This window comes from Pedobacter sp. MC2016-15 (assembly GCF_026239695.1).
Classification (GTDB): Bacteria; Bacteroidota; Bacteroidia; order Sphingobacteriales; family Sphingobacteriaceae; genus Pedobacter.
Map to the genome: position 1 here is coordinate 735,315 of NZ_JAPIVS010000003.1, position 22,879 is coordinate 758,193.

At 44.9% G+C, this 22,879-nt stretch carries 14 protein-coding genes; 8 read left to right on the forward strand and 6 right to left on the reverse strand.

Features of this window, described 5'->3' with window-relative positions:
• Window positions 1-5: 5 nt before the first annotated feature.
• Complete coding sequence (locus tag OQY15_RS12115) at window positions 6-1,454, reverse strand: MBL fold metallo-hydrolase (protein ID WP_265792019.1); 1,449 nt, start codon at window positions 1,452-1,454, stop codon at window positions 6-8.
• Between the two features lie 66 nt (window positions 1,455-1,520).
• On the opposite strand from OQY15_RS12115, the gene OQY15_RS12120 reads away from it, so the two are divergent.
• The 3 genes from OQY15_RS12120 (at window position 1,521) to OQY15_RS12130 (ending at window position 9,193) form a co-directional block, all read left to right on the forward strand.
• The gene (locus OQY15_RS12120) at window positions 1,521-7,058 is read left to right on the forward strand and encodes a glycoside hydrolase (protein WP_265792020.1); all 5,538 of its coding nucleotides are present in this window, start codon (window positions 1,521-1,523) and stop codon (window positions 7,056-7,058) included.
• Window positions 7,059-7,218: 160 nt separating this feature from the next.
• Window positions 7,219-8,187, forward strand: a complete 969-nt coding sequence (locus tag OQY15_RS12125) for a HEPN domain-containing protein (protein WP_265792021.1) — start codon at window positions 7,219-7,221, stop codon at window positions 8,185-8,187.
• Window positions 8,188-8,203: 16 nt separating this feature from the next.
• A complete protein-coding gene (locus tag OQY15_RS12130) occupies window positions 8,204-9,193 on the forward strand; it encodes a family 43 glycosylhydrolase (protein ID WP_265792022.1) in 990 nt (329 codons plus the stop codon).
• A gap of 5 nt (window positions 9,194-9,198) precedes the next feature.
• On the opposite strand, the gene OQY15_RS12135 is transcribed toward OQY15_RS12130, so the two are convergent.
• Together OQY15_RS12135 and OQY15_RS12140 are read right to left on the reverse strand one after the other, a co-directional pair.
• The gene (locus OQY15_RS12135) at window positions 9,199-10,401 is read right to left on the reverse strand and encodes a GAF domain-containing sensor histidine kinase (RefSeq protein ID WP_265792023.1); all 1,203 of its coding nucleotides are present in this window, start codon (window positions 10,399-10,401) and stop codon (window positions 9,199-9,201) included.
• Window positions 10,402-10,439: 38 nt separating this feature from the next.
• Window positions 10,440-12,014 (reverse strand): Na+/H+ antiporter, encoded by a 1,575-nt coding sequence (locus OQY15_RS12140; protein WP_265792024.1) that lies wholly within the window; start codon window positions 12,012-12,014, stop codon window positions 10,440-10,442.
• Between the two features lie 146 nt (window positions 12,015-12,160).
• Here OQY15_RS12140 and OQY15_RS12145 point away from each other — a divergent pair, with 146 nt between their 5' ends.
• Window positions 12,161-12,388, forward strand: a complete 228-nt coding sequence (locus tag OQY15_RS12145; RefSeq protein ID WP_265792025.1) for a hypothetical protein — start codon at window positions 12,161-12,163, stop codon at window positions 12,386-12,388.
• Window positions 12,389-12,395: 7 nt separating this feature from the next.
• On the opposite strand, the gene OQY15_RS12150 is transcribed toward OQY15_RS12145, so the two are convergent.
• A complete protein-coding gene (locus tag OQY15_RS12150; protein WP_265792026.1) occupies window positions 12,396-13,256 on the reverse strand; it encodes a DMT family transporter in 861 nt (286 codons plus the stop codon).
• Between the two features lie 126 nt (window positions 13,257-13,382).
• Here OQY15_RS12150 and OQY15_RS12155 point away from each other — a divergent pair, with 126 nt between their 5' ends.
• Window positions 13,383-14,753, forward strand: coding sequence for a HAMP domain-containing sensor histidine kinase (locus tag OQY15_RS12155; RefSeq protein ID WP_265792027.1), 1,371 nt, complete (start codon window positions 13,383-13,385; stop codon window positions 14,751-14,753).
• Entirely contained in the window at window positions 14,750-15,640 is an 891-nt protein-coding gene (locus OQY15_RS12160; RefSeq protein WP_265792028.1) for an EamA family transporter, read from the forward strand. Before OQY15_RS12155 ends, OQY15_RS12160 begins: the two co-directional genes overlap by 4 nt.
• Here OQY15_RS12160 and OQY15_RS12165 read toward each other — a convergent pair.
• Window positions 15,635-16,987 (reverse strand): amidohydrolase family protein, encoded by a 1,353-nt coding sequence (locus OQY15_RS12165; protein WP_265792029.1) that lies wholly within the window; start codon window positions 16,985-16,987, stop codon window positions 15,635-15,637. The genes OQY15_RS12160 and OQY15_RS12165 overlap by 6 nt on opposite strands.
• Window positions 16,988-17,038: 51 nt before the next feature.
• Window positions 17,039-17,608 (reverse strand): Crp/Fnr family transcriptional regulator, encoded by a 570-nt coding sequence (locus tag OQY15_RS12170; protein ID WP_265792030.1) that lies wholly within the window; start codon window positions 17,606-17,608, stop codon window positions 17,039-17,041.
• 77 nt (window positions 17,609-17,685) lie between these two features.
• Between OQY15_RS12170 and OQY15_RS12175 the strand changes: the two genes are divergently transcribed.
• Together OQY15_RS12175 and OQY15_RS12180 are read left to right on the forward strand one after the other, a co-directional pair.
• Entirely contained in the window at window positions 17,686-18,273 is a 588-nt protein-coding gene (locus tag OQY15_RS12175) for an HD domain-containing protein (protein ID WP_265792031.1), read from the forward strand.
• Between the two features lie 209 nt (window positions 18,274-18,482).
• Entirely contained in the window at window positions 18,483-22,808 is a 4,326-nt protein-coding gene (locus OQY15_RS12180) for a two-component regulator propeller domain-containing protein (RefSeq protein WP_265792032.1), read from the forward strand.
• Window positions 22,809-22,879 lie beyond the last annotated feature (71 nt).

Consider the following 22,879-nt stretch of genomic DNA (forward strand, 5'->3'; position numbering starts at 1 on the left):
CAATCTTAGTGCTTCGTTTTTCCATATTTTGTCACCGCCGCACCCAGGTCCAGTACCTCTGCTTCGGGGAGGTATTTTTTCAGGATGCTGCTTCCTGTGGCCGACCTGTAACCGGATGCACAATTGATGAGGATGGGTTTGTCAGTAGGGATTTCTGAAATCCTGCCTGACAGGTCCTGCAGGGGGATATTGATTGCCCCTTTGAATATGGCTTCGCTTTTCACTTCAGCCTCCGTTCTTACATCGATGATGGTGTATTTGCCTTCTTCAGGTTTGAAATTCTCATCATTGAATGCTGCAAACTGTTTGCCATCCGCGGCATCGTACACAAAAGCACCAGCAATATTTGCTTCATAGCCAATTTTACCGGTTTTTGCAATCAAGCCTTGCAGTGATTCTTCATTCTGGGCCAGCAGGTAAAAAGCATCATCGGGACTCACTACACTTCCCAGCCAGCTCTCAAACTTGCCCCCATCCTGAACATTAAGGGCGCCTTTCAGGTAAGACTTTTTGAATGCTGCAGCCGGTCTGCCATCAATGATCAATGCATTTTGCGGTGGCGCATAGTTTTTTGCTAATATTTTAACGGCGGCAAGGCTGGGCTGCAGATCCGGAGCACCTTTGATATTGAGTTTGACATCGTAAGGGAAATACTTCGGTACAAATGGCAGATCACCTAAAAGCACAGCTACAAACTCATTCTTGTCCTTTATCCTGAAAGCGTAGTTGCCCGTCTTTTCTTCCCCAATGGTAGAACTCGCAGCATCCCGGATGGCCTTCCCGCAAAGGGAGCCTGCTCCATGAGCCGGATATACAACCACATCGTCAGCCAGCTTTGCAAACTGATCATGAATGGTATGGTACATCTGGCCAGCAAGTGTTTTTCGCTGCGCCTCGTTACTCCCGGCACTTTCACGCAGATCAGGTCTGCCGACATCCCCGATCAGTAATGCATCACCTGAAAAGACAGCGATATCTTTAGGACCCTTACTGAGCACGATGGCAATGTGATCCGGAGCATGTCCGGGTGTCTCCAATGCCCGCAGGCTAAACTGTTCAGAAAGCCTGATCGTTTCCCCGTTTTTGAGCGGACTAGACTTGTATCCTGTTTTTGTAAGGCTGCTTGCATAGACCTTAACTTTGAGTTTTTGCTGAATCTCCCGGTGTGAACTTACGAAGTCGGCATGAGGGTGTGTCTCAATAACTGCGGTTATCTTTCCCTTCCTTGCTTTGGCGAAGTCATAATACTTCTGAGGATCCCTTTCCGGATCGATAAGGATGATTTGATCGTTTACCGAAATCGCATAGGAGAAATGGGCCAGTCCCTTATCCTTAAACTGTTCTATATGATATGTCTGATCTGATGCTATGATTCCACTCATGACTTTGAAAGGTGATACAATGGATAACAATCCGGCAGCCGTCAGTGTTTCTACAAATGTTCTTCTTTTCATCAGTCAAATATCGTTATTTAGTTGCATAAACGTCTTTATGACGTGTAATAAATTATATATTTGGTTATGATAAAAAAGATACTGTTGATTTTGATGCTGCTGGGGCCTGTTGTAAAGCAGGTTGCTGCACAGGTTGGGTTCAAAAGTCCTGATGGAAGTATTGCTGTGCAGGTCAGCTCCAGCAAAGGAAAAGTGTTCTATCAGATTTTCAAGGACAAAAAACCCGTTATCCTGCCATCCCTGATGGGATTAAGTACGAGCAAGGGTAATTTCTTTGAAAACCTGAAAATTGTATCCCATGCTGAAATTAAAGGCGAGCGGATCCAATATGCCTTGTCCTCAGGAAAAAAATCAAGAATCAGCAGTATTCAGAATGTAGGAACGATCAGGCTGCAGAATGCTCAGCAACAACCGCTGATCATCACTTTCCGGCTCAGCAATGATGCTGTGGCCTTTAAGTATGATCTTCCCGGCAAAGAGACGGAAATGATCACCATCAGGGAGGAGAAAACAGAATATCAATTGCCGGCAAATACCCTGAGCTGGCTGCAGCCGATGCAGGAAGCAAAATCCGGTTGGGAACAAAGTAATCCGGCATATGAAGAACATTATCGTCAGTCGGTTTCCATTGGTCAGATTCCTGACTCGGTTAAAAGGGGATGGGTGTATCCTGCATTACTCAAAACAGGATCACAGTGGCTGGCAATTACGGAAGCTGGTTTAGATGGAACCTATTGTGCAACGCGTTTACTTGCCCATCCGCAGGCGAACAAGTTGAGCATCGGTTTTCCGGATCCGCGAGAGATCTATACCGGAAGAGGTTATCTGCCGACCGGCAAAATGCCTTTTTCTTCACCCTGGCGTGTTATTGCCCTGGGCAGTTTGAAAACAGTGATGGAATCTACAGCCGGCACAGATTTCTCTCCTAAATCAGCGATAACAAATACAGGATTTATCAAGCCCGGCAAAGCCTCCTGGAGCTGGATCATGTCGAAAGATAACTTTATCGTTTATGAAGAACAGAAGAAATATATCGATTATGCAGCAGCGATGCATTGGGAATATTGCATGATTGATGTCAACTGGGACCAAAAGATCGGATATGAGAAAATCAAAGAACTTGCAGATTATGCAAAGTCGAAGAAGGTAGGCCTTTTGTTGTGGTATAATTCTGCGGGCGACTGGAACACGGTCAAGTACACGCCTAAAAACCTCTTGCTTACGCAGGAGAGCCGCAGGAAAGAGTTTGCAAGGATTCATGAAATGGGTATCAAAGGTGTGAAGATTGATTTCTTTGGGGGCGACGGGCAATCAGTGATGCAGTATTACATTGATATTCTGAAGGATGCGGCCAAATACGAACTGATGGTCAACTTTCACGGGGCAACACTGCCACGGGGATGGGCGCGGACCTATCCGCATCTGATGACTGCCGAAGCCGTCCGTGGCTTTGAAAATGTGAGCTTTCAGCAGAAGGAAGCCGACCAGGAGGCTGAAATATGCGCTACCGTTCCCTTTGCACGTAACCTGTTCGATCCCATGGATTACACCCCTGTAAATCTCTATCAGGTGAATGACAAGATCAAACGTAAAACCAGCAGTGCTTTTGAGCTGGCGCTTTCGGTACTCTTTGTCAGCGGCATCCAGCATTACGCTGAGTCGCCCGAGGGAATGGCCCATGTACCGGAAAATGTGCAGCAATTTCTTCGCGATGTTCCTTCAAAATGGGACGACCTGAAGTTCATCGCCGGCTATCCGGGAAAATACCTGGTGCTGGCGCGCAAGGCCGGTAATAAATGGTATATCGCGGGTATCAACAGCGAGAGCAAAGAAAAAACGGTTAGCTTCAGCACCTTGCCTTTTGGAAAAGAGGCTACCTTGATTGCAAATGGCGACGGACAGCTCAACTTCCGTACAGAACAACGAAAAACCAGCGGCAGCGAAAGGATAGTGATCCCTCCACAGGGAGGTTTCGTCATGGTCATAGACGCGGATGCGCAGGCACTGACAAATACCGGCAGGGATAAAACCTCGGCGTATCTCTTTACTTACTTTACCGGGAACAAAGGTGGTGAGGCTATCCGTTTTGCTTTAAGCAATGACGGTTATCATTACAGGGCATTGAACCAGAACAAGCCAGTACTTGATGCTGCGAAGATCAGTGCTACTGGTGGGGTACGTGATCCTCATATTCTGCGTGGGGCTGATGGCAAAACGTTTTATATGGTGGCCACAGATATGAATACGGAGAGATTTGGCTGGAATACGCCTGATTCCGGAATGGTCTTACTCAAATCAAAAGATCTGGTCAACTGGGAATCCCATGTGGTGAATGTGCCTGCTCTTTTTAAAGAATTTGCCAAGGTAAACAGGGTATGGGCACCGCAGACGATCTATGACCCGCAGCAGAAAAAGTACATGATCTACTGGTCTATGCGTGAAGGAACAGCAGCAGATAAAATTTACTATGCCTATGCCAATAAAGATTTTACCGGACTGGAGAGTACGCCAAAGCAACTCTTCTTCAAAGCCGATGGCGGGGCCTGTATCGACGGTGATATAGTCTACAAAAATGGAAAATATCACTTGTTCTTTAAGACAGAAGGCTCGGGAGCAGGCATCAAGATTGCGGTTTCGGATCAGCTCACGAAGGGTTATGTGCTGATCGATAAATATGTGCAGCAAACGACCTCGCCGGTAGAGGGCTCAGGCACTTTTAAGCTGAACAATAGTGAGGACTATATTTTAATGTATGACAGGTATACGGAAGGAAAATACCAGTTTACGAGAAGCAGCGACCTGGTAAATTTTAAAGCGATAGACGATGAAATTACCATGAACTTCAGACCCAGACATGGCACAATTCTGCCAATTACCACAGCCGAAGCCCAGGCATTGACGAGCCGCTGGATGCATGCCGATGATATGATCCTGGCTGCAGAATCGAAGGAAGTAAAAAAAATCAATATTGCCTTTGATACCGCCGGTAAAAAAGCGTACCTGCCCGTTGTTCCCGGAACAAACTTAACTGCATTCAATCCTGGTTTCACCGCGTTTCCGGGCATCACCATCAATCCGGCGGGAGCACAGGATTTTAGTCGCGGCCCCCTTAAATATACAGTAGCCATCAATGGTAAACCTGAAAACTATGAGGTGATTGCTGAAGAAAATCATAATCCGGTGATCCAGGGCTATTATGCTGATCCGGATATCTTATACGCTGAGAAAACCGGTAAATTTTATATTTATCCTACCAGTGACGGATACAATAACTGGTCGGGCAAGTATTTTAAAACGTTTTCATCCAGCGATCTGGTTAACTGGAAAGATGAAGGTGTGATCCTGGATCTTCCAAAAGATGTGAGCTGGGCAAAGAAAAATGCCTGGGCACCCTGCATCATTGAAAAGAAAATCAATGGCAGCTATACCTATTTTTATTACTTCACTGCAGGTCAGAAAATAGGGGTAGCCACTTCTTCAGACCCTGCAGGGCCTTTTACAGATTCTGGCAAAGCGCTGATCGACCAGTTTCCTGAGGGTATAAAAAGCGGGCAACAGATAGATCCGGACGTATTTACCGATCCAAAGACAGGAAAATCATACTTCTACTGGGGAAACAATTATATGGCGGGAGCAGAGCTGAATGAGGACATGATTTCTTTAAAACCCGGTACTACAAAAATCCTGACACCAAAAGATCATTACAGGGAAGGGACTTATGTGGTGTTTAGAAAAGGATTGTATTATTTTATGTGGTCAGAAAATGATACCCGTAATCCGAACTACACCGTACATTACGGAACATCAGACTCGCCGCTTGGGGAGATTACTGTACCTAAAAACAATGTGGTGATTGCAAAAAATCCGAAGGCCGGTATTTACGGGCCGGGTCATCATGCTGTGATACAGCTACCGGGCAAAGATGAATGGTATATCGTATATCACCGGTTTAATTATCCGGGAGGAATAGCAATGGGTGACGCTGCAGGCTATAACAGGGAACTGTGTATCGATAAACTGGAATTTAACAAAGATGGCAGTATCAGGGAGGTGATCCCTACTCACAAGGGAATTGCTCCAATATCTGCCGGTGCTGAACCCTCTCAGGATACGATCAGGGTAAAAATAGATTTAAAAAAAAAAGCCCAGGTAATCGATAATATCGGTGCATCCGGATGTTGGTTTTCTGAAGGAATAGGACGGTATTGGCCAAAGGAGAAGAAGGAAAAGATTGCACAATTGCTTTTTTCCAAAAAAGTTGATGCTCAGGGAAATCCTGAAGGGATCGGATTGTCTGCATGGCGCTATAATATCGGTGCCGGCACCATAGAACAGGGGGATAGCAGTGGTATCAAAGACTTTAGAAAAAGATCGGACTCCTTTCTGGGAAAAGATGGAAAATACGACTGGACAAAACAGGCAGGTTATCAGTTCTTTTTACAGAAAGCACATGACTATGGTGTGGAAACACTGATAGCCTTTTCCAACTCCCCACCGGTGCAGTTCACGAGGAATGGCCTGGGGTACAAAACTGAAAAGGACTTCGTGTCCAATCTTCGTGAAGATGCCTATGATGCTTACGCTCAGTTCCTCGCGACTGTTCTCAAACATTTCGACAAACGTGGATTGCATTTTAAATATGTAAGTCCTGTAAATGAGCCCCAGTGGGATTGGTCCCGTGCCTATATGCAGGCAGATCAGGAAGGTTCGCCATGGACAAATGCGGAGATCTACAAAATAACCAAAGCCTTAAATACGGCATTGACAAAGGAAAAGTCTGCCAGCAAAATCCTGATTACCGAAGCCGGGCATCTGGATTATCTGTATCGCGGATCGGGAAAGGCGAACAGACAAATTCAAAGTTTCTTCGACAAAGACAGTCCGCTCTATGCAGGAGGTATGAGTCATGTACCAAAAATTATCGCCGGTCACAGTTATTTTTCTGAGTCTGATGACAGCACGCTGGTCAACACGAGAAAACGGCTCAGTGATACGCTGGACAGATATGATGTTAACTTTTGGCAATCGGAATATTCTATGCTTGGGGATGGGTTCAAAGAAGGTACAACCGGCGACAGGAGCAGCATGGATTGTGCATTGTTTTTATCAAAAATAATCAATACCGATTTAACCGTTGGTAATGCTACTGCCTGGCAGTTTTGGAATGCCTATGAACCTGGAAGTGCCAGCATCAATACCAGGTATTACCTGATCGCTTTACAGCCTGATGCTGATTTTAAGGACGGGAAATTTGCAGTAACTAAGAATTTATGGGCCCTGGGCCACTACAGCAGGTTTATCAGACCGGGAATGACCAGGGTTTCTGCAGAGATCCAGGCGGGTCAAAGCGCTCAGCACAAAGATCTGCTGCTGTCCGCATATAAAGATGGCAATGATAAAACCGTCCTGGTACTTACAAATTATGGGAAAGCGGCAAAACAGCTCAGTCTTGATATACTCAATTCAAAGAAAAAGTACAGGAGCATGCTAAGTTATCTGACTACTGAGGCCGAGGACATGGATCTGAAAAAACAGTCTGAACAGCGTGTATCCGATATCATTACACTGCCGGAGAAGTCAATCATGACTATCATTATCGAATAATCAGATATAAATTTGTTTCTTAATTGTATAATTAAATCTTTTAGCTTACATTTATAGTGTAATAACCAACTCTATATGAAATCTATTAAACAGAATATTAATTTTTCAATATCTCCAAAATTTAGAGATGTTGGATGTAAGAACCGTGCCGGGGAAACATATGAAGAAACAGAACACCAGCACTACAAACGCTCTCTCCAGAGATCAGCGGGAGATTTGTAGCACTTACCAACCCTTATTGCCCTACTGCCCGATACAGGAACAGCCCATTGATGAAGAATTACAGGTCATAGTCAAATTACTGGCTGAAAAATTCAGGCCCCTGTACATTTATTGTTTTGGAGATTATGCCGAATCAAGCCGTAAAGTCGGATGTTTTATTGATGGCGTTGCTCATCATCATCACCGTTATTATTTATTGATGGTGATCGAAGGTGCCGGAAGAATAGAACATATCGTTCAGGACTATGCCAGCAGTCACTTCCAGCAGGGTGCCATCACCATTCTGGTACATGGAAAAGATACATTGGCTGAAGCAGTCAGGTCAAACAACCGTTTTTTTATCACTGTAATCAACAAGGGAAAGCTACTCTATAGCCATGATCCCATGATCAAATCTTTTCAGGTCCCGGATTACATCCCCACCAGGGCAGCAGATAAAGCTCAAAAGCATTATCATCGCAGCATTACTTTAGCTACAGGTTTCCTGGAAAGCGCACAGGAATGCCTGAGGAATGAAAAATCTCATTTGAGCATGTTCATGCTGCATCAGGTTGTTGAACAATGCTGTATCGGCATGATCAGAATTCATTTAGGCTACAAGTCGGATATCCATCACCTCTATCGGCTGCTATATTTGTGTGAAAGTTTTTCTCCTGCAATATCGGGACTATTGCTTTCCAACGACCAGGAACAAAAGCGTCTTTTTGATTTGTTGGCGATCAGCTATAGTGCTGCGCGTTACCAGGATAATTTTGTAGTCTGTCAGGCCGATGCGGAGAAACTATACCACCGTGTTGCTGCCTTCCTGAAATTCGCGGATGAATTGTGTTTAGATCAGATTGAGAGAATGGCCCTGGCTTCAGCTACGGAAAATAAAATAAATCCCCTGATTTTTGACGGAAAATAAGCTAAATTCAGCACGTATGAAAAATCTGTTAACGCGATCTGAACTAAAAACTGCTTTTGTATTAGTGATTATCTGCTTTTTATCTGCTGTGTCTCAGGCACAGCAGATAAAAAAGATGATCAGCAATCCCATCCTGCCGGATTATTATGCCGATCCCGCCATTGTGAAAGACAAAGATAGCTACTATATTTATGCGACCATTGATCCCTGGGGCAAGGAAGAGCTTGCCGTATTCCAGACAAAAGATTTCGTCAACTTTGAAAGAAAACAGCTCAACTGGCCCACAAAAAAGGCCTGTACAAGCCCAACATCAAAGAATTCTATGGTCTGGGCGCCTTCAGTGGTCAAAGGGAAGGACAACAAATTTTACATGTACGTTGCTGTGGGCAGCGAAGTCTGGGCAGGAGTGGCTGAAAGCCCTCTGGGGCCATGGAAAAATATCAAGGCAGACCAGAGTCCGCTGATCAAAGCAAATGAATATCCTGGAGTACATAATATCGATCCGGATTGCTTTATCGACGACGACGGGCAGGCCTATTTATACTGGGGATCCGGATTTAACTGGATCAACGGACACTGTATGGTAGTAAAACTCAAAAAGGATATGCACACCTTTGAAGGTAAACCTGTTGAGGTAACCACACCTCATTTTTTTGAAGGTGCACATATGTTAAAGAGAAACAACAAATATTACCTGATGTTCTCAGAAGGAAAGGCCATTGACCCAACTTACCAGGTGGGCTATGCTACCGGCACCAGTCCGATGGGACCTTTTAAAGAAGATGAACACCGCGTGATCCTGAACACTTCTGCCGACAGTGTAGTTTATGGTCCCGGTCATCATACAACCTTCCGGGAGAAGAACCAGGATTATATTTTATACCATAGGATATTGCCGCAGGATAAGGCTTACGTACTGCGTCAGCTATGTCTGGACAGCCTGAATTTTGATAAAAATGGGAATATCAAAAAAGTAAGTACCAAAGGAATTAAGGCCTTCCGTTAGGAGGGCTACTTCCTTATGGCGATAGAAAAAGTAGTTCCCAGTCCAAGGGTAGATTTAACTGCAATGGTGCCATTGAGCGCGTTTAGCAAGTCCTTAACTATGGATAAACCTATACCGGTTCCTTTGGTATTGCTCCTGTCGGTTTGTCCGAGGGTGAAGTTGCTGACAAATATCTGCTCAAAGTGCTCTTCTGCGATCCCAATGCCGTTGTCTTCGATTTCAAATCTATAATGTGTGTTATCCTGCTCAAAACGGATATTGATCACACCATTTTCCTTGTCATTATACCTGATGGCGTTGTTTAGCAGGTTCAGGATGATCTGATCCAATGCAATTAAAGACATGTGCAGCTCATGTTTTTCATCCGGAAAATTGATCCTGATCCCCTTTGGGATCATCAGCATTCCTATGATCTTTTTAAGCAGGCTATGGAGGCTGAAGTGCTGCTTGTTCGCAAGCAGCGAAGAAGGAGACCTGGAATATTCCAGCATCTCGTTTACCAGGTCGAGCAGCCCGTTTGTGGAGGAGATGCTGAGATCGATTAACCTCAGGCAACCCTCATACTGTTGTTTTTCGTGTCTGATTTTTAAAGCCTGTGAGCTCAGCAGGATATTACTCAGTGGGTTTTTGATATCGTGCGCTGCCATGGAAGCGAACTTTTGAATCAGCACGTTGGAATTGAGCAGCTCCTGATTTGTTTTTTCCAGCTGACGAACTTTCCGGCGCAGTTCGAGTTTATCAATGACCTGTTTTGCAAGGGTTTTAAGTGCATTAGCCTGATCAGGACTAATTGTATTCGCTTTTTGATCAAATACACAGATCGTTCCAAGGGCGTAACCATCTTCATTGATCAGGGGCACACCAGCATAAAATGTAATGTGCGCCGGACCAGCCACCACAGGATTATCGGCAAATCTTTGATCTAAGCGGGCATCATCCACCACCATGATCTCCTCATTTGAGGCAATCGCATGTGTACAGAACGACAAGTCCCTTTTGTTTTCCCTCATATCCGTTCCGTGATGAGCCTTAAATGTCTGCCTGTCGGCATCGATAAAAGTTATCAGCGCAATAGGGACATTACAGATGGTGGAAGCCAGCGATGCCAGGTCATCAAATTCCTTCTCACTTTCAGTATTAAAAATATGATAAGATTCTAAGGCACTTAATCTTTCGCTCTCGTGGGGATGTACAGGTGAACTGCTCATTAAATTGATTTACTCCGGTGTCGCAAAGATATACAAAATCAAATGAATAATAGTTTTTCCTCTTCCAGGTCGAGATACTTGAGGTGTTTACGGATGATCTCCTCATTCAGCGTTTCCTCCTGAAGATTTTTACTCAGCAGCCATTTTCTCTGCTCATCAAGAATGTCAAGATAAACTTTCTTTACTTCCTCAGGGAGCAAGGCATTATCGGTTAGCTGAGTCTTTTCTTCCCATTTAATAACCATCTGTTTAAGAAAGGGTTGCTGATTGAATTCATCGCCATAGTTGTTCTTTAAATACTGCAGTGCTTGTTCCGCCAGTTGTCTTCTGATTTGGTTTTCTGCTTCCTCGTCAGTAATGGGGTGATCAAAATCCGGGAGTCCGATTTTCCGGATGACAAAAGGCAAGGTAAGCCCCTGCACTAAAAGCGTAACCAGTATGACAATAAAGGTGATAAACAGTACAAGGTCGCGGTGCGGGAAAGGCCTGCCGTCAGCGAGCTGCACCGGTATGGATAAGGCAGCCGCCAGCGAAACTACGCCCCGCATTCCTGTCCAGCCCAGCACAAAAGGTACCTTCATTCCGGGATTGCTGCGGTCTGCAACGGTAATAAAGTTGCGTGCAATCAGCGTAACCACCACCGCGCCGTAGGCTGATAACAACCGCACTATGATCAGCACTGCAGAGATCAGCAAGCCATAACCGATGGCTGATAAAATACTCACTTCACCTAGTCCGGAAGTAATTTCAGGCAGATCCAGTCCAATAAGTGTGAATACCAGTCCATTGAGCACGAAACTAAGACTTTCCCAAACGTTAATCCCCCGCAGACGGGAGCTGCTGCTCAGGAAAAAATGCCGCTTGCTGGATAAGAGGAGTCCGCCACAGACCACGGCCAGCACTCCTGATGTATGTGCTTCTTCGGCAGCGATGTATATCATATAGGGCGTGATAATATCCAGTGCCATGTCAATATTGGCGTCCGTAGGGAAGTGTTTGTGGATAAAGATAAATATCCAGCCTACAGCAAGTCCGATCCCCACACCTCCAACCAGCATCCAGAAGAAGCTGAGGGTTGCGTCAGACCAGATAAACTGCCCCGTAGCAACAGCGATCAGTGCAAACCGGAAAATAATCAGGGAGGATGCATCGTTCAGCAGGCTTTCCCCTTCAAGTATGGAGGACATACGTTTTGGGACCTTGACGAATTTCAAAATCGCACCTGCACTTACCGCATCAGGCGGCGACACAATGCCGCCGAGCAGAAAGCCCAGTGCAAGCGAGAAGCCTGGTATAAAATAATTTGCGGCAAATGCGATAGTAACGGCGGTAAGAAACACTACCACAAAGGCAAAACTGCCAATGATACGCCGCCATCGCCAGAGCTCTTTACCGGATATGGCCCAGGAGGCTTCGTAGAGTAAGGGAGGCAGAAAGATAATAAAGATCAGTTCGGGATTGATACGAACAGATGGGATTCCGGGGATAAAACTGATCCCTAATCCAAACAGTACAAGAAGCACAGGATAGGCTACCTTGATCTTGTTGCCCAGCATAATCAGAAATACAATGGCTACAATCAGCCCCAGGTAAAATGGAAAATCTTCCAGCATCGAGATTAAGTTAGATATCTACTAAGATAGGATTTATATCGTGTGATAACGATATAGCTACAGTTATCAGTGGCATTTATAGGCAAAAAACAGGTGTGTATGAACTTGCGGCCATAAACTATCGTATCTAAAAGACAACCTAAACTATGATGTACCGAATCCTATTTCAAGATGTGGCAGGAGACTTTCAAATTGTCGACGCCGACAGTCCGCTGCGGATGGAGAGAGCTGCATTTGATATTGCCTCCTCTGCAAACAGTATCATTTGCATATACGATTATCTGCACAAGAAGCCCTTATTCAAATGTTCCAGTTATGAAAAATACTGGAAAGCCATCAATGAGCTTGTTTACGAGAACAAGAAATTTGCTTAAGACATGGTTATTGTATCATCTGTTTTTCCGGTCTTCCGGTAAGTGTAGCACCAAGACTTGCAATGATCACCAAACCTATCGCCATCCATTCAGACAGTGATAAAAACTCCTTCAGGAATATGAGTCCGCACAATGCGCCAAAGGCGGGGTCGAGGCTCATGAGAATACTGAATGTTTTTGCAGGAATGTGTTTTAAGGCATCAATTTCCAGCGAGAAGGGGATGGCGCTGCACAGTAAACCGAGTGCAATTGCGGATGGGATCATGGCCACAGTAAAATTGCCCAGCTTCCCATCGGCGATGCCAAAAGGAAGAATTATTAAGATGGCAAAGATCATCCCCACGGTAACCGCCTTGGCACCATCTATCACGGCAGATGTGCGCTGTCCCAGTACGATATAGCCGGCCCAGAAACCTCCGGCGAGTAAGGCCATTCCTGCGCCATAAAGGTCGATTCCTTTTCCATTCCAGGGAGTTATCAATGCGATACCCGCCACAGCCAGTAAGGCCCACAGATAGTCCATCCTGCTTTTTGAGGTCAGCACCGAAAGCATCAGCGGGCCGATAAATTCAAGTGCAACTGCAAGGCCCAGTGGGATGCGCGACAGGGAGAGGTAGAAAATACCATTCATCGCCCCCAGGCAAAGACCATAGGGGATAATCGCCTTCCATTGCGAAGGGCTAAGTTCTTTCAGGTTAGGTCTGTTAAAAGCAAAAAGTATCAATGCAGAGATTCCGATACGGATGGTGCTTGTTCCTGCAGCACCCAGAACAGGGAATAAACTTTTGGCAAAAGCTGCGCCGCCTTGTACACTAATGATGGCCAGGATAACGGCGGGAAAGGGAGGGATTTTAAATCTGGCGTTCATCGTACAAAGATAAATATTGTTCGCATTCCGATTATGATTATCCGATTTAGTTTGTCCGGCATAGATGTTTTTGGAGACTAAAGTATTATGTTTGCTGTGGGGGTCTAACACGCCATAAATCGCTTCATGTTAAAGTTCAATTTCAGCAGCATCACTCAGTCTTCGGTAAAAAGGAAAGACACATTATGGTCTGAGCTGATCGGAAGCAGGTCCATGTTCCCGCTTGAAACCCGGATATTTCATTCGATCAGTCTGGGATTGATTATTTTGTGTACCATATATGTTCCCTATAATTTTTTGGAAGGGCTGTATGTGGGTTCTTTCTCTGCATGTCTGTTTGCACTGGTTTACTCACAACAATATTATTATTCCAGGTTCCATGGCAGGCAGCATAGTAATATGCTTTTTGGTATTACCGGGATAGTGATTTTTTCTGTGAATTACTTTGCAAATTCAGGCATTCATGGTTCCACCGATCTGATCTGGCCGATTTACCTCTTGCTGGTACTGGCAATTGCGCCGTACGATCAGCATGTCAAATGGGTAATTGCTTATCTGCTGTGCTTTCTGGCTGTACATCTGCTTGAATTTTATCAGCCATCGTTAGTAAAATATCCTTTTACTGTTGGAAAAGGACAGTTTGTAGACAGGGTTACAGCTTTCCCTTTGCCAGTAATCGGGATTTATATCGTTATCAAGTTTATCAGACGAAGTTACGACAGGGAAAGGGCGGCTTCAGAAGAAAGAGCATTGGCTGTCGAAGCAAGTAAGGCACAGATTTTAATCCATAAAGATCAGCTTGAACAAAGTAATATCGAGAAAAACAAACTGATGTCTATCATTTCGCATGACCTGCGGACGCCGCTGACGAATGTTCAGAATTATCTGGAGCTGCTCAATCACACTGAGCTCAGTATGGCTGAGCGGCAGGAACTCGAAGGTTATCTGTTAAAGTCGACCAACAATGCGATGGAGACGCTCTCCAACTTATTATACTGGACGAAATCGCAGATGGAAGGCCCCTCTGTGAATCTGAAGGAGGTAAATCTGCTCAGCATTCTGCAAGGCACGCTGGATATGGAAAAGATGCATGCTGCAAAAAAGAATATCAATCTGCTGGCTGAAATCCCGGAAGATATAAGCGTTATGGCTGATGTGGATATGCTTCAGCTGGTGGTACGCAACCTGATCAGTAATGCGATAAAATTTACACCTGGCGGAGGGCATATCAGGATAACAGCCACACAGGAGTCTGAAGAATGCCAAATCATGGTAAGCGATAACGGAGAGGGTATTGCTCTGGATAAGCAGGAGAAGATATTCTCCATCAGGACAGAGCCAGCATATGGTACCAACAACGAAAGAGGAGTGGGATTGGGGCTGGTATTGTGTAAAGAGTATACAGAACGGCAGGGGGGACGGATCAGTTTTGAAAGCAATCCGGGAATGGGCTCCAGCTTTTTTATCATTATACCAACAAAACCGATTCAACATTGAAAGACACCAAATATTACATCGCAGCAGTAAGCGCTTTTATGGTTTGGGGCTTCTTCAGCCTTGTTTTAAAACCTATACACAGCTATCCATCAATTGATATTCTTTTTTACCGTGTGTTTTCCTGTGCAATTCTGATGTTGCTGATCGTGCTGCTTTTCAAGCGGAGGGTGCTGCTGGAAAATATAGCGTTATACAAAACATTGCCGGCAAAAGGGAAAGTCAAAGCGATGGCACTAAATATCGGAGGGGGATTGCTCTTAACGGCCAACTGGTTTTCCTTCATCTATGTGATGAACCATATCAGCGTAAAGGCTACCTCACTGGCCTATCTGGTTTGTCCGATCCTCACTACATTACTTGCCTATCTGATCTTGAGCGAAAAGCTCAGCAGACCGCAATGGGCCGCGGTCATGCTCAGTATTATAGGCTGTATCCTGCTCTCGTACAGTAATATGCTGGATATGTCTTTCAGTCTGATCGTCGGCTTATCTTATGCGATGTACCTGGTGAGTCAGAAGGAAAACAAAGGTTTTGATAAATTTATCAGCCTGACCTTTCAGATTATGCTTTCCGCATTGATCCTCCTGCCGTTTTATCCGCTCTACAGTGGCCCTGTACCGACATCGTTTGAGTTTTATTTTTACATCGAACTCATCGCTGTAGCATTTACAATCATACCTCTGCTGCTGAATTTATTCGCTTTAAAACGCATCAATTCTTCTACAGTCGGGATGTTGATGAATATCAATCCGCTGATTGCATTCTGCCTGGCTGCATTGGTCTATCATGAGCATCTGGACAACGTCCAGGTGGCAGCATATGGTGTGATATTCTTTGCAATCCTGGTCTTTAACTCGCAATTGCTCTTCAGTAAAAGGAAACTATAGATCATTCAGGGGTCCTTTGCTCACCTCTTTACCAGATTTATAAACTGCAAAGATCTTGCGTGTATTTTTGATGGCTGTCGCAGGGTTGGCATCCAGTATGATAAAATCAGCCACTTTTCCCTGTTCCAGCGTTCCAAACTGCTGATCTACAAGCAGCATCTCTGCTGAATTTTTGGTGGCAACTTTCAATGCCTGCATCGGTGTTAAGCCTGCCTGCACCATTAATTCAAGTTCCAGGTGTTCCGAGAAACCCTGTGCCCTCAGCATCATCGCCCCAGAATCGGTACCCAGGCAAACCAATATCCCTGCGTCGTAGATCTTTTTCAGGTTTTTCATGGCGATATTGAAAGCGGCCATATTCTTTGCATAGGCAGGCGAATTTTTGAGATCATTCTGATATTTCTCCGAGGTGATCAATTCATAAACTCCCGGTTCCAGTGATGCTTTAAAAAAGGGATCATTGATCCAGTCCGGTTTGCGGGCATAGATATAGGAAAATTCATCCAGGGAAAGCGTAGGAATGTAGACTACATGTTTTGCTTTCATCTTTTGCAGCAGGGCATCATCAATGACTTTGTCCCGGATACTATGGGCGATGATGTCCACGCCGTCGTTAACCAGCTGTTTCGCATCAGAAAGATAAAATACATGAGCTGCCGCACGTAATCCGCGTTTGTGTGCCTCATTGATAATCGCAGCAGAAACTGCGGGTGGCATCTTGGTTTTATACTTATCTCCGAAATCATCAACCCATATTTTTACCAGGTCAGGTTTAACTTTTACAAGGGTATCAAACGCAGCGGGGATCAATTCTGCAGAGGCATCACGGAAAACATTGGTCATGCCCATTTCAACAGGGGGAGCTCCTGTTGGCATCCCAAAGCCATATCCTGCGGAGTGCAGGCGCGCACCGGGAAGCAGCTCAGCCATAGAAGAATCCCTGAGTCCCTGATCAAACATCAGCGGTCTGTCGGTACCCATAATCATGATGTTGCTTACGCCGTAGCTTACATATTTTTTGAGCTGACTTACTATTTTGTCTCTGGTGTAAGGATTGGATTTGTCGTTTGGTCCATGGATCAGTCCTACATGCACATGGTCGCTGATCAGGCTGGGCATTATGGTCTTGCCTTTCAGGTCTACCACCTTTGCGCCCGGGGCCTTCAGGTTTTTACCGACTGCTACAATAGAGTTTCCTTTGATCAGTATATCCGTGTTTTCACGTGCTTTGCCGCCGTTGCCGTCTATCACAGTGGCGTGCGTGAATAGTATGGTGTCTTGATCATCTGCAGGTGTAAATGCCAGGCTGATGATAGTGATGAATAGCAGGAGTGATAGTTTTCTCATTGAGGACTGTTTATCTTAATAACACTTTAAATGGCCTTATGTTTATACAAATCATACAGCACCTGTCATACCCTTGATTGCTCTGTTCAGCGCCCTTAGAGTAATTCCAAGATAATCTGCGATGTCTTGTTTTGGTATCACCTCTGTTAAATCGGGCATTCTGGATTTCAGTCTGTCCAGCTTTTCAGGAATGGTGTGCAGCTGGTTATAGGAATGCCGGCTGGCCTTATACTTCAACTTGGTGATCAAAGTTTTGATAAAAAGCCTGTTCAGTTTTTCATCCTTCTCCAGTAACAGAAGAAAATCCTGTTTACTGATTTTATACAGATCTACCTGCGCGATTGCTTCAACAGTGCAATAACTGGCTGTATCATCCAGGAGTTCGATTTCGCCAAAGAGTTCACCCTCACCAAAAAACTCCTGGATAAAAGTTCCGCCGTTCTCGGTGTGGAAATAACATTTAACGAAACCGGATTTAATGATATATACAGAAAAAACTTTTTTGCCTTCGGTAAGAATATGTGCCCCCGGAGCAAAAGAGCAGGCAGTGAAATGCTGCAGGGCTCCCGGGCGGGATATTTCCGCGATATAATCAAACAGTTCCTTGTTATGTCTTATCATTTGTTGTCTATGGACAAATGTCCTTTTTTCTGTCAGCGCAGATGGTGTTCTTTGCAAGTATATACAATAAATCGAAAATGGAACAGATCAACCGCTTACTAATGCAAATGGAATTTATCAGGGAGATAGATAAACTCAAGTACATCCAGCGAAAAACCAAACTTTTTAACAGCGACAGGCATGAAAATGATGCAGAACACAGCTGGCACCTGGCCATGATGGTAATGGTGCTCGCAGAATATGCCAATGAGCCTGTGAATGTGTTAAGGGTACTCAAGATGGTGCTGATTCATGATATTGTGGAAATTGATGCGGGTGATATCTTTTTATATGATACAGTCCAAAATCATACAAATACTGACGCGGAACTTGTTGCTGCACAGCGCATCTTTGGTTTACTACCGGAAGAACAGTGCAAAGATTTTACTGAGCTCTGGATGGAATTTGAAGAGGGCGAAAGCGCTGATGCAAAATTTGCTAAAGTGATAGACAGGCTGGAACCGGTGCTGCAGAATATTTCCAACAATGGCGGTACCTGGACAGAATACAATGTATCATTTGAGAAGGTATTTCAGACACTGGATAAAATGAAGATTTCTTCTTCCGTTTTATATGCACATGTAGAAGAGATCATAGCAACTTTCAGGGAAGGACAAAACGTTTAGCGGGAACGTTTGCACAGATTTGTGCTTCCGGAATCTCAATCTTGTCATAAAAAATAGCCATTATTGCCAATACAAATACTTCCAAAAGAAGTACTTCACCAAGTATAGGCTAATTTATTTTTACGGTTTTGATCAGATTCTTTCAGCACAGCTATGATGCCCTGCTATCATTGTTTAAAAGCATATGCTGCTTTTATTTGTGCCTTCTTATGCTAATGACAGATGGGACAAGCTTTGCCCAGATCAAAAGTAAAATTCAGCATCTTTCAACTGAAGATGGCTTATCTCATGATGGAGTGACAACCGTCCTGAAGGACCGGGATGGCTTTATGTGGTTTGGTACCTGGGATGGTATTAACAGGTTTGATGGCTATAACTTTGTTTCCTATAAAACCCGTCCGGGGGATAGCTCAACGTTGAACAGTAACAGGATAGATCACATGATCGAGGATCATGACGGATTTCTCTGGCTCGCTGCCTACGATAATCAGGTGTATCGGTTTAACAAAAGTAATCATACTTTCCTGGCGCTCTCAAGCCTCCTGGAGCACCGCAATATCCACGATATCTCTTTCAGCAATACCATGATCAGCGACAAAAGATTTGTGTGGCTGCCCACCTTACGACAGGGCATCTTCAGGGTCGGGAATAGCAGATCCGGGATGCCGGATATCAAAAGATATGCTGCGGGTTCAAAAGATGAATACGAAATTCCCTCCAACAAGATCAATTTCCTCCATACTGATCAAAGACAGAATATATGGATAGGTACTGACCGGGGGTTGGCCCTGTGGTATTTCAGGAAAGGCCGTTACAAGAAGATCAATCTTCCTATCAGGCTCGCTTCCCAGACGGATTTCAGCTGCGTTGCAGAAAACAGGCAAATGGTTTGGTTTGGAACAGCAGATGGCAGGCTGATATCTTTTGATAAAGAAGGACAAACGTTCTCGGAAAAAAAAATCTCAGACCAGCGTCTGAATGCTATGCTGCTTTCGAAAGATCAACGCCATCTGTACTTTTCGGGCAGCTCGGAATTGCTTACCCTCAGTGTTCCCGGTCTGCAGCTTTCACGTTCCCCCCTGCCCGGAGCAGGAGAGATGTTGTCCATTTATGAAGACCGTTCAGGAGATCTCTGGATAGAGCCTCAGCAACGCGGTGTCATCAGGTATAACCCCAGAGATGGAAAGTTCAGTACCTACCAGCAGCAGAATGATTCAAACTTCCGGAATACCTCAAAGGAATACAGGGTGATGGAAGACCATACCGGCAAAGTTTGGCTGAGTATGAAAGGTGGTGGCTTTGGATACTTTGACAGGGAGAAAAATACCGTCGCCTACTTTTACAATCAACCCGGGGCAGCGGACCGGCTGTTCTCCAACAGTATTACCTGCAGTTATTTTGATCATGCCGGAATTATGTGGCTGGGTACGCGCGACAGGGGTATCGAAAAGATCATCTTTCAGAACGATGATTTTAAACAGGGACATATGGTCCGCAACAGCCTGAATAAATCTGACAATGAGATCAGAGGCATCTACAGTGATTATCAAGGCAGGAAATGGATCGCTTCCAAATCAGGCAAAATTTCCCTGTACGATCAGAACAGGGAAATACAGGATATTTTCCAGAACCTTCCCCCCGGGGGACTGGGTATTGTTTACACTATTCTTCAGGATAGGAAAGGTCAGATGTGGCTGGGAACAAAAGGAAATGGCCTATACCGGGCTGTGGAAATACACGGGCAGAGAAATAAGTTCAGGCTGAGCAGTTACCGGAATGAGCCGGCAGACAAAAGTAGTATCAGCAGCAACCTGATTTATTCGATTCTGGAAGACAGAAAGGGCAGGATCTGGATCGGTACCTACGAACATGGAATGAATCTTGTGCTGCAGGACGGCGAGAAAATCAGTTTTGCCAACGCTGCCAATACTTTCATCAACTACCCGAAGGGCTCATGGGATAAGATCAGACATCTCGCAGAAGATGCCGGAGGAAAGATCTGGATTGCCACCACACATGGACTGGTGATTGTCAGCCCTCCGGGTCCGGGAAACGCTGAGTTTAACTTCCGGCAGTTTGGAAAGCGCCCCGGCGATAAGACCAGCCTCGGGAATAATGATGTCCAGTATATCTGCAAAGACAGTAAAAACAGGATGTGGGTAGCTACTTCCGGGGGCGGACTCAACAAGGTCTCCGCAATAACGGAAAAGGGGATTAAGTTCAAGGTCTTTACCAAAGAAGATGGTTTGCCGAGCGACTATATTGTGAGTATTGTTGAAGACAATGGCGGCTACCTCTGGCTGGCTACAGAGAATGGACTCTCCAGGTTTGACCCAGAAAAATCTCTCTTTCGTAATTACGATTCCTATGACGGGTTGCCCAAGACAGGATTTTCTGAGGGCTCCGGTATCAAGCTGCCAAACGGAAACCTGATGTATGGCTGTATGAATGGCTACCTGATATTTAATCCGGCAGCGATCACCGATCAGAAACGTGAAGCAAATATGGCATTCACTAATCTTCAGGTCAACAATAAATCGCTGAACGGAGCATCCATGAAGACCGATATTAACGAAAGCAGGAAGGTCCTGCTCAGTCATGATCAAAATATGATCAGTATCGCTTTTGCAGTGCTGGATTACCGCGCGGGAAATAATCAGTCCTATGCCTACCGCCTGCAAGGCCTCGAAAAAGAATGGCATCAGGTGAAGAATCAGCGTAATGCCACTTACACCAATCTCCCCCCCGGCGATTACATTTTTCAGGTAAAAAGCATGCACAGTAACCTTTACATGTCTATTCCTGCAAAATCGGTAGCCTTTACGATCGCATCGCCCCCGTGGCGCAGCGGCTGGGCCTATGCTTTGTATGTGATTTTGCTGCTGATCCTGCTGGAAACCGTGCGCAGGATTGTTTATACGATGATACGTCTGCGGCACAGGGTGGCAGTAGAACAGCAGCTGACAGAATTAAAACTCAGTTTCTTTACCAATATCTCCCATGAACTCCGTACGCCTTTAACCTTGATAGTCAACCCTATTGAAGAGCTTTACCAACGTGAAAATCTTACACCGAGAGGACTTGAATATATTGATGTACTGCGCAGAAATACCAACCGCATGGTGCGCTTTATTAATCAGCTGCTCGATTTCAGGAAGGCACAAAGCGGAAAGATGAGCCTCAAGGTGCAACATACGGAAATGCTGGCTTTTCTCCGTGATATTGCAGCTTGTTATGCAGAGGTATCGAAAGAAAAAAATATCACCCTGAGCATTGTCTCTAATGTAGACACACTATTTGCCTGGATTGATCCCGGGAAAATAGATATTGTGGTCTATAATATCCTGTCAAATGCTTTCAAATTCTCTCCTGCTGACAGCAGTATCCGGCTTGACCTGCTTCATGAAGATGATTTTTTTACCATAAGTATAACAGATGAGGGACCAGGGGTTCCTGCAGATCAGCTGAAAGATATATTTGAACTGTATTATGAACTGGACAAGTTGCCCGGCAATACGCTGGAGGGTACTGGCATCGGCCTTGCTCTGTGCAAAGAAATTGTTGGTTTGCACGACGGAAGTATTGAAGCGCAAAACGCTGCGGGCGGCGGCTTGCGCATAGTCCTTAAGCTTAAAACCGGAAAGGATCACTTCGACGCTGCAGCGCTTTTAGCAGGGAACACTGAACCAATTCTGTTGAGGACTCCGGTTCATCATGATCCCGGATACAGCAAACCTGCACCAGATCAGCAGGAAGGCTTGCCTCTTGTGCTGCTGGTGGAGGATAACCCTGAACTCAGAAGATTCCTTGCAGGTCAGCTTGAGGATTATTACCGGGTGATGGAGGCTAAGGATGGCAGGGAAGGACTGGATATGGCCATGAAATTTAATCCTGACCTGGTGCTCAGTGATGTGATGATGCCCCGGATGGACGGCATACAGCTGTTGGATCAGCTGAAAAATGATATCCTCAGCAGCCATATTCCTGTGATTTTGCTCACCGCAAAGTCTTCAGTAGAGCACCAGATTGAGGGTTTACGATATGGGGCCGACTACTATATCACGAAGCCCTTCCACATCGAATTTATTGTTGTTGCCATTGATAACCTGCTCAAACAGCGAAAACAAATCTTTGAATCGTTTTTAGCGCATAAAAGAACAATTGAGCTGAGTCCTTCCGAAATTATGATCACTTCAAAAGATGAGATTTTTCTTAAGGAAATTATCAGGATCGTAGAACAAGGAATGACTGACCCGGATTTCAGTATTGATGAAGTTGCAGAATCTGTAGCGATGGGTCGCACTACTTTTTATAAAAAATTCAAAAGCCTGACCAACCTGGCACCAGTAGAATTTGTACGGGATATGCGGTTGAAGCGCGCGCGCCAGCTCTTTGAGGCAGGAGAAAATAATGTCTCTGAAGTAGCTTATGCCGTGGGTTTCAACAGCGCGAGCTACTTCAGTACTTGTTTCAAAGAAGCCTATGGCGTCTCACCATCAGTTTTTGCTAAAACAGGTCTAGCTAAAACAGTCTAAACTGCTTTAAAGCCACTTATATATGTTTATATAACAATTTTTAAAGGCATTTGGTCAGATTTTAAACGCTG

Coding starts and splice junctions, on each gene's coding strand:
- OQY15_RS12120 (WP_265792020.1), top strand. CDS start 1,521: ATGATAAAAAAGATACTGTTGATTTTGATGCTGCTGGGGCCTGTTGTA.
- OQY15_RS12170 (WP_265792030.1), bottom strand. CDS start 17,608: ATGATAAGACATAACAAGGAACTGTTTGATTATATCGCGGAAATATCC.
- OQY15_RS12135 (WP_265792023.1), bottom strand. CDS start 10,401: ATGAGCAGTTCACCTGTACATCCCCACGAGAGCGAAAGATTAAGTGCC.
- OQY15_RS12155 (WP_265792027.1), top strand. CDS start 13,383: ATGTTAAAGTTCAATTTCAGCAGCATCACTCAGTCTTCGGTAAAAAGG.
- OQY15_RS12115 (WP_265792019.1), bottom strand. CDS start 1,454: ATGAAAAGAAGAACATTTGTAGAAACACTGACGGCTGCCGGATTGTTA.
- OQY15_RS12145 (WP_265792025.1), top strand. CDS start 12,161: ATGATGTACCGAATCCTATTTCAAGATGTGGCAGGAGACTTTCAAATT.
- OQY15_RS12130 (WP_265792022.1), top strand. CDS start 8,204: ATGAAAAATCTGTTAACGCGATCTGAACTAAAAACTGCTTTTGTATTA.
- OQY15_RS12140 (WP_265792024.1), bottom strand. CDS start 12,014: ATGCTGGAAGATTTTCCATTTTACCTGGGGCTGATTGTAGCCATTGTA.
- OQY15_RS12165 (WP_265792029.1), bottom strand. CDS start 16,987: ATGAGAAAACTATCACTCCTGCTATTCATCACTATCATCAGCCTGGCA.
- OQY15_RS12175 (WP_265792031.1), top strand. CDS start 17,686: ATGGAACAGATCAACCGCTTACTAATGCAAATGGAATTTATCAGGGAG.
- OQY15_RS12125 (WP_265792021.1), top strand. CDS start 7,219: ATGAAGAAACAGAACACCAGCACTACAAACGCTCTCTCCAGAGATCAG.
- OQY15_RS12180 (WP_265792032.1), top strand. CDS start 18,483: ATGCTAATGACAGATGGGACAAGCTTTGCCCAGATCAAAAGTAAAATT.
- OQY15_RS12150 (WP_265792026.1), bottom strand. CDS start 13,256: ATGAACGCCAGATTTAAAATCCCTCCCTTTCCCGCCGTTATCCTGGCC.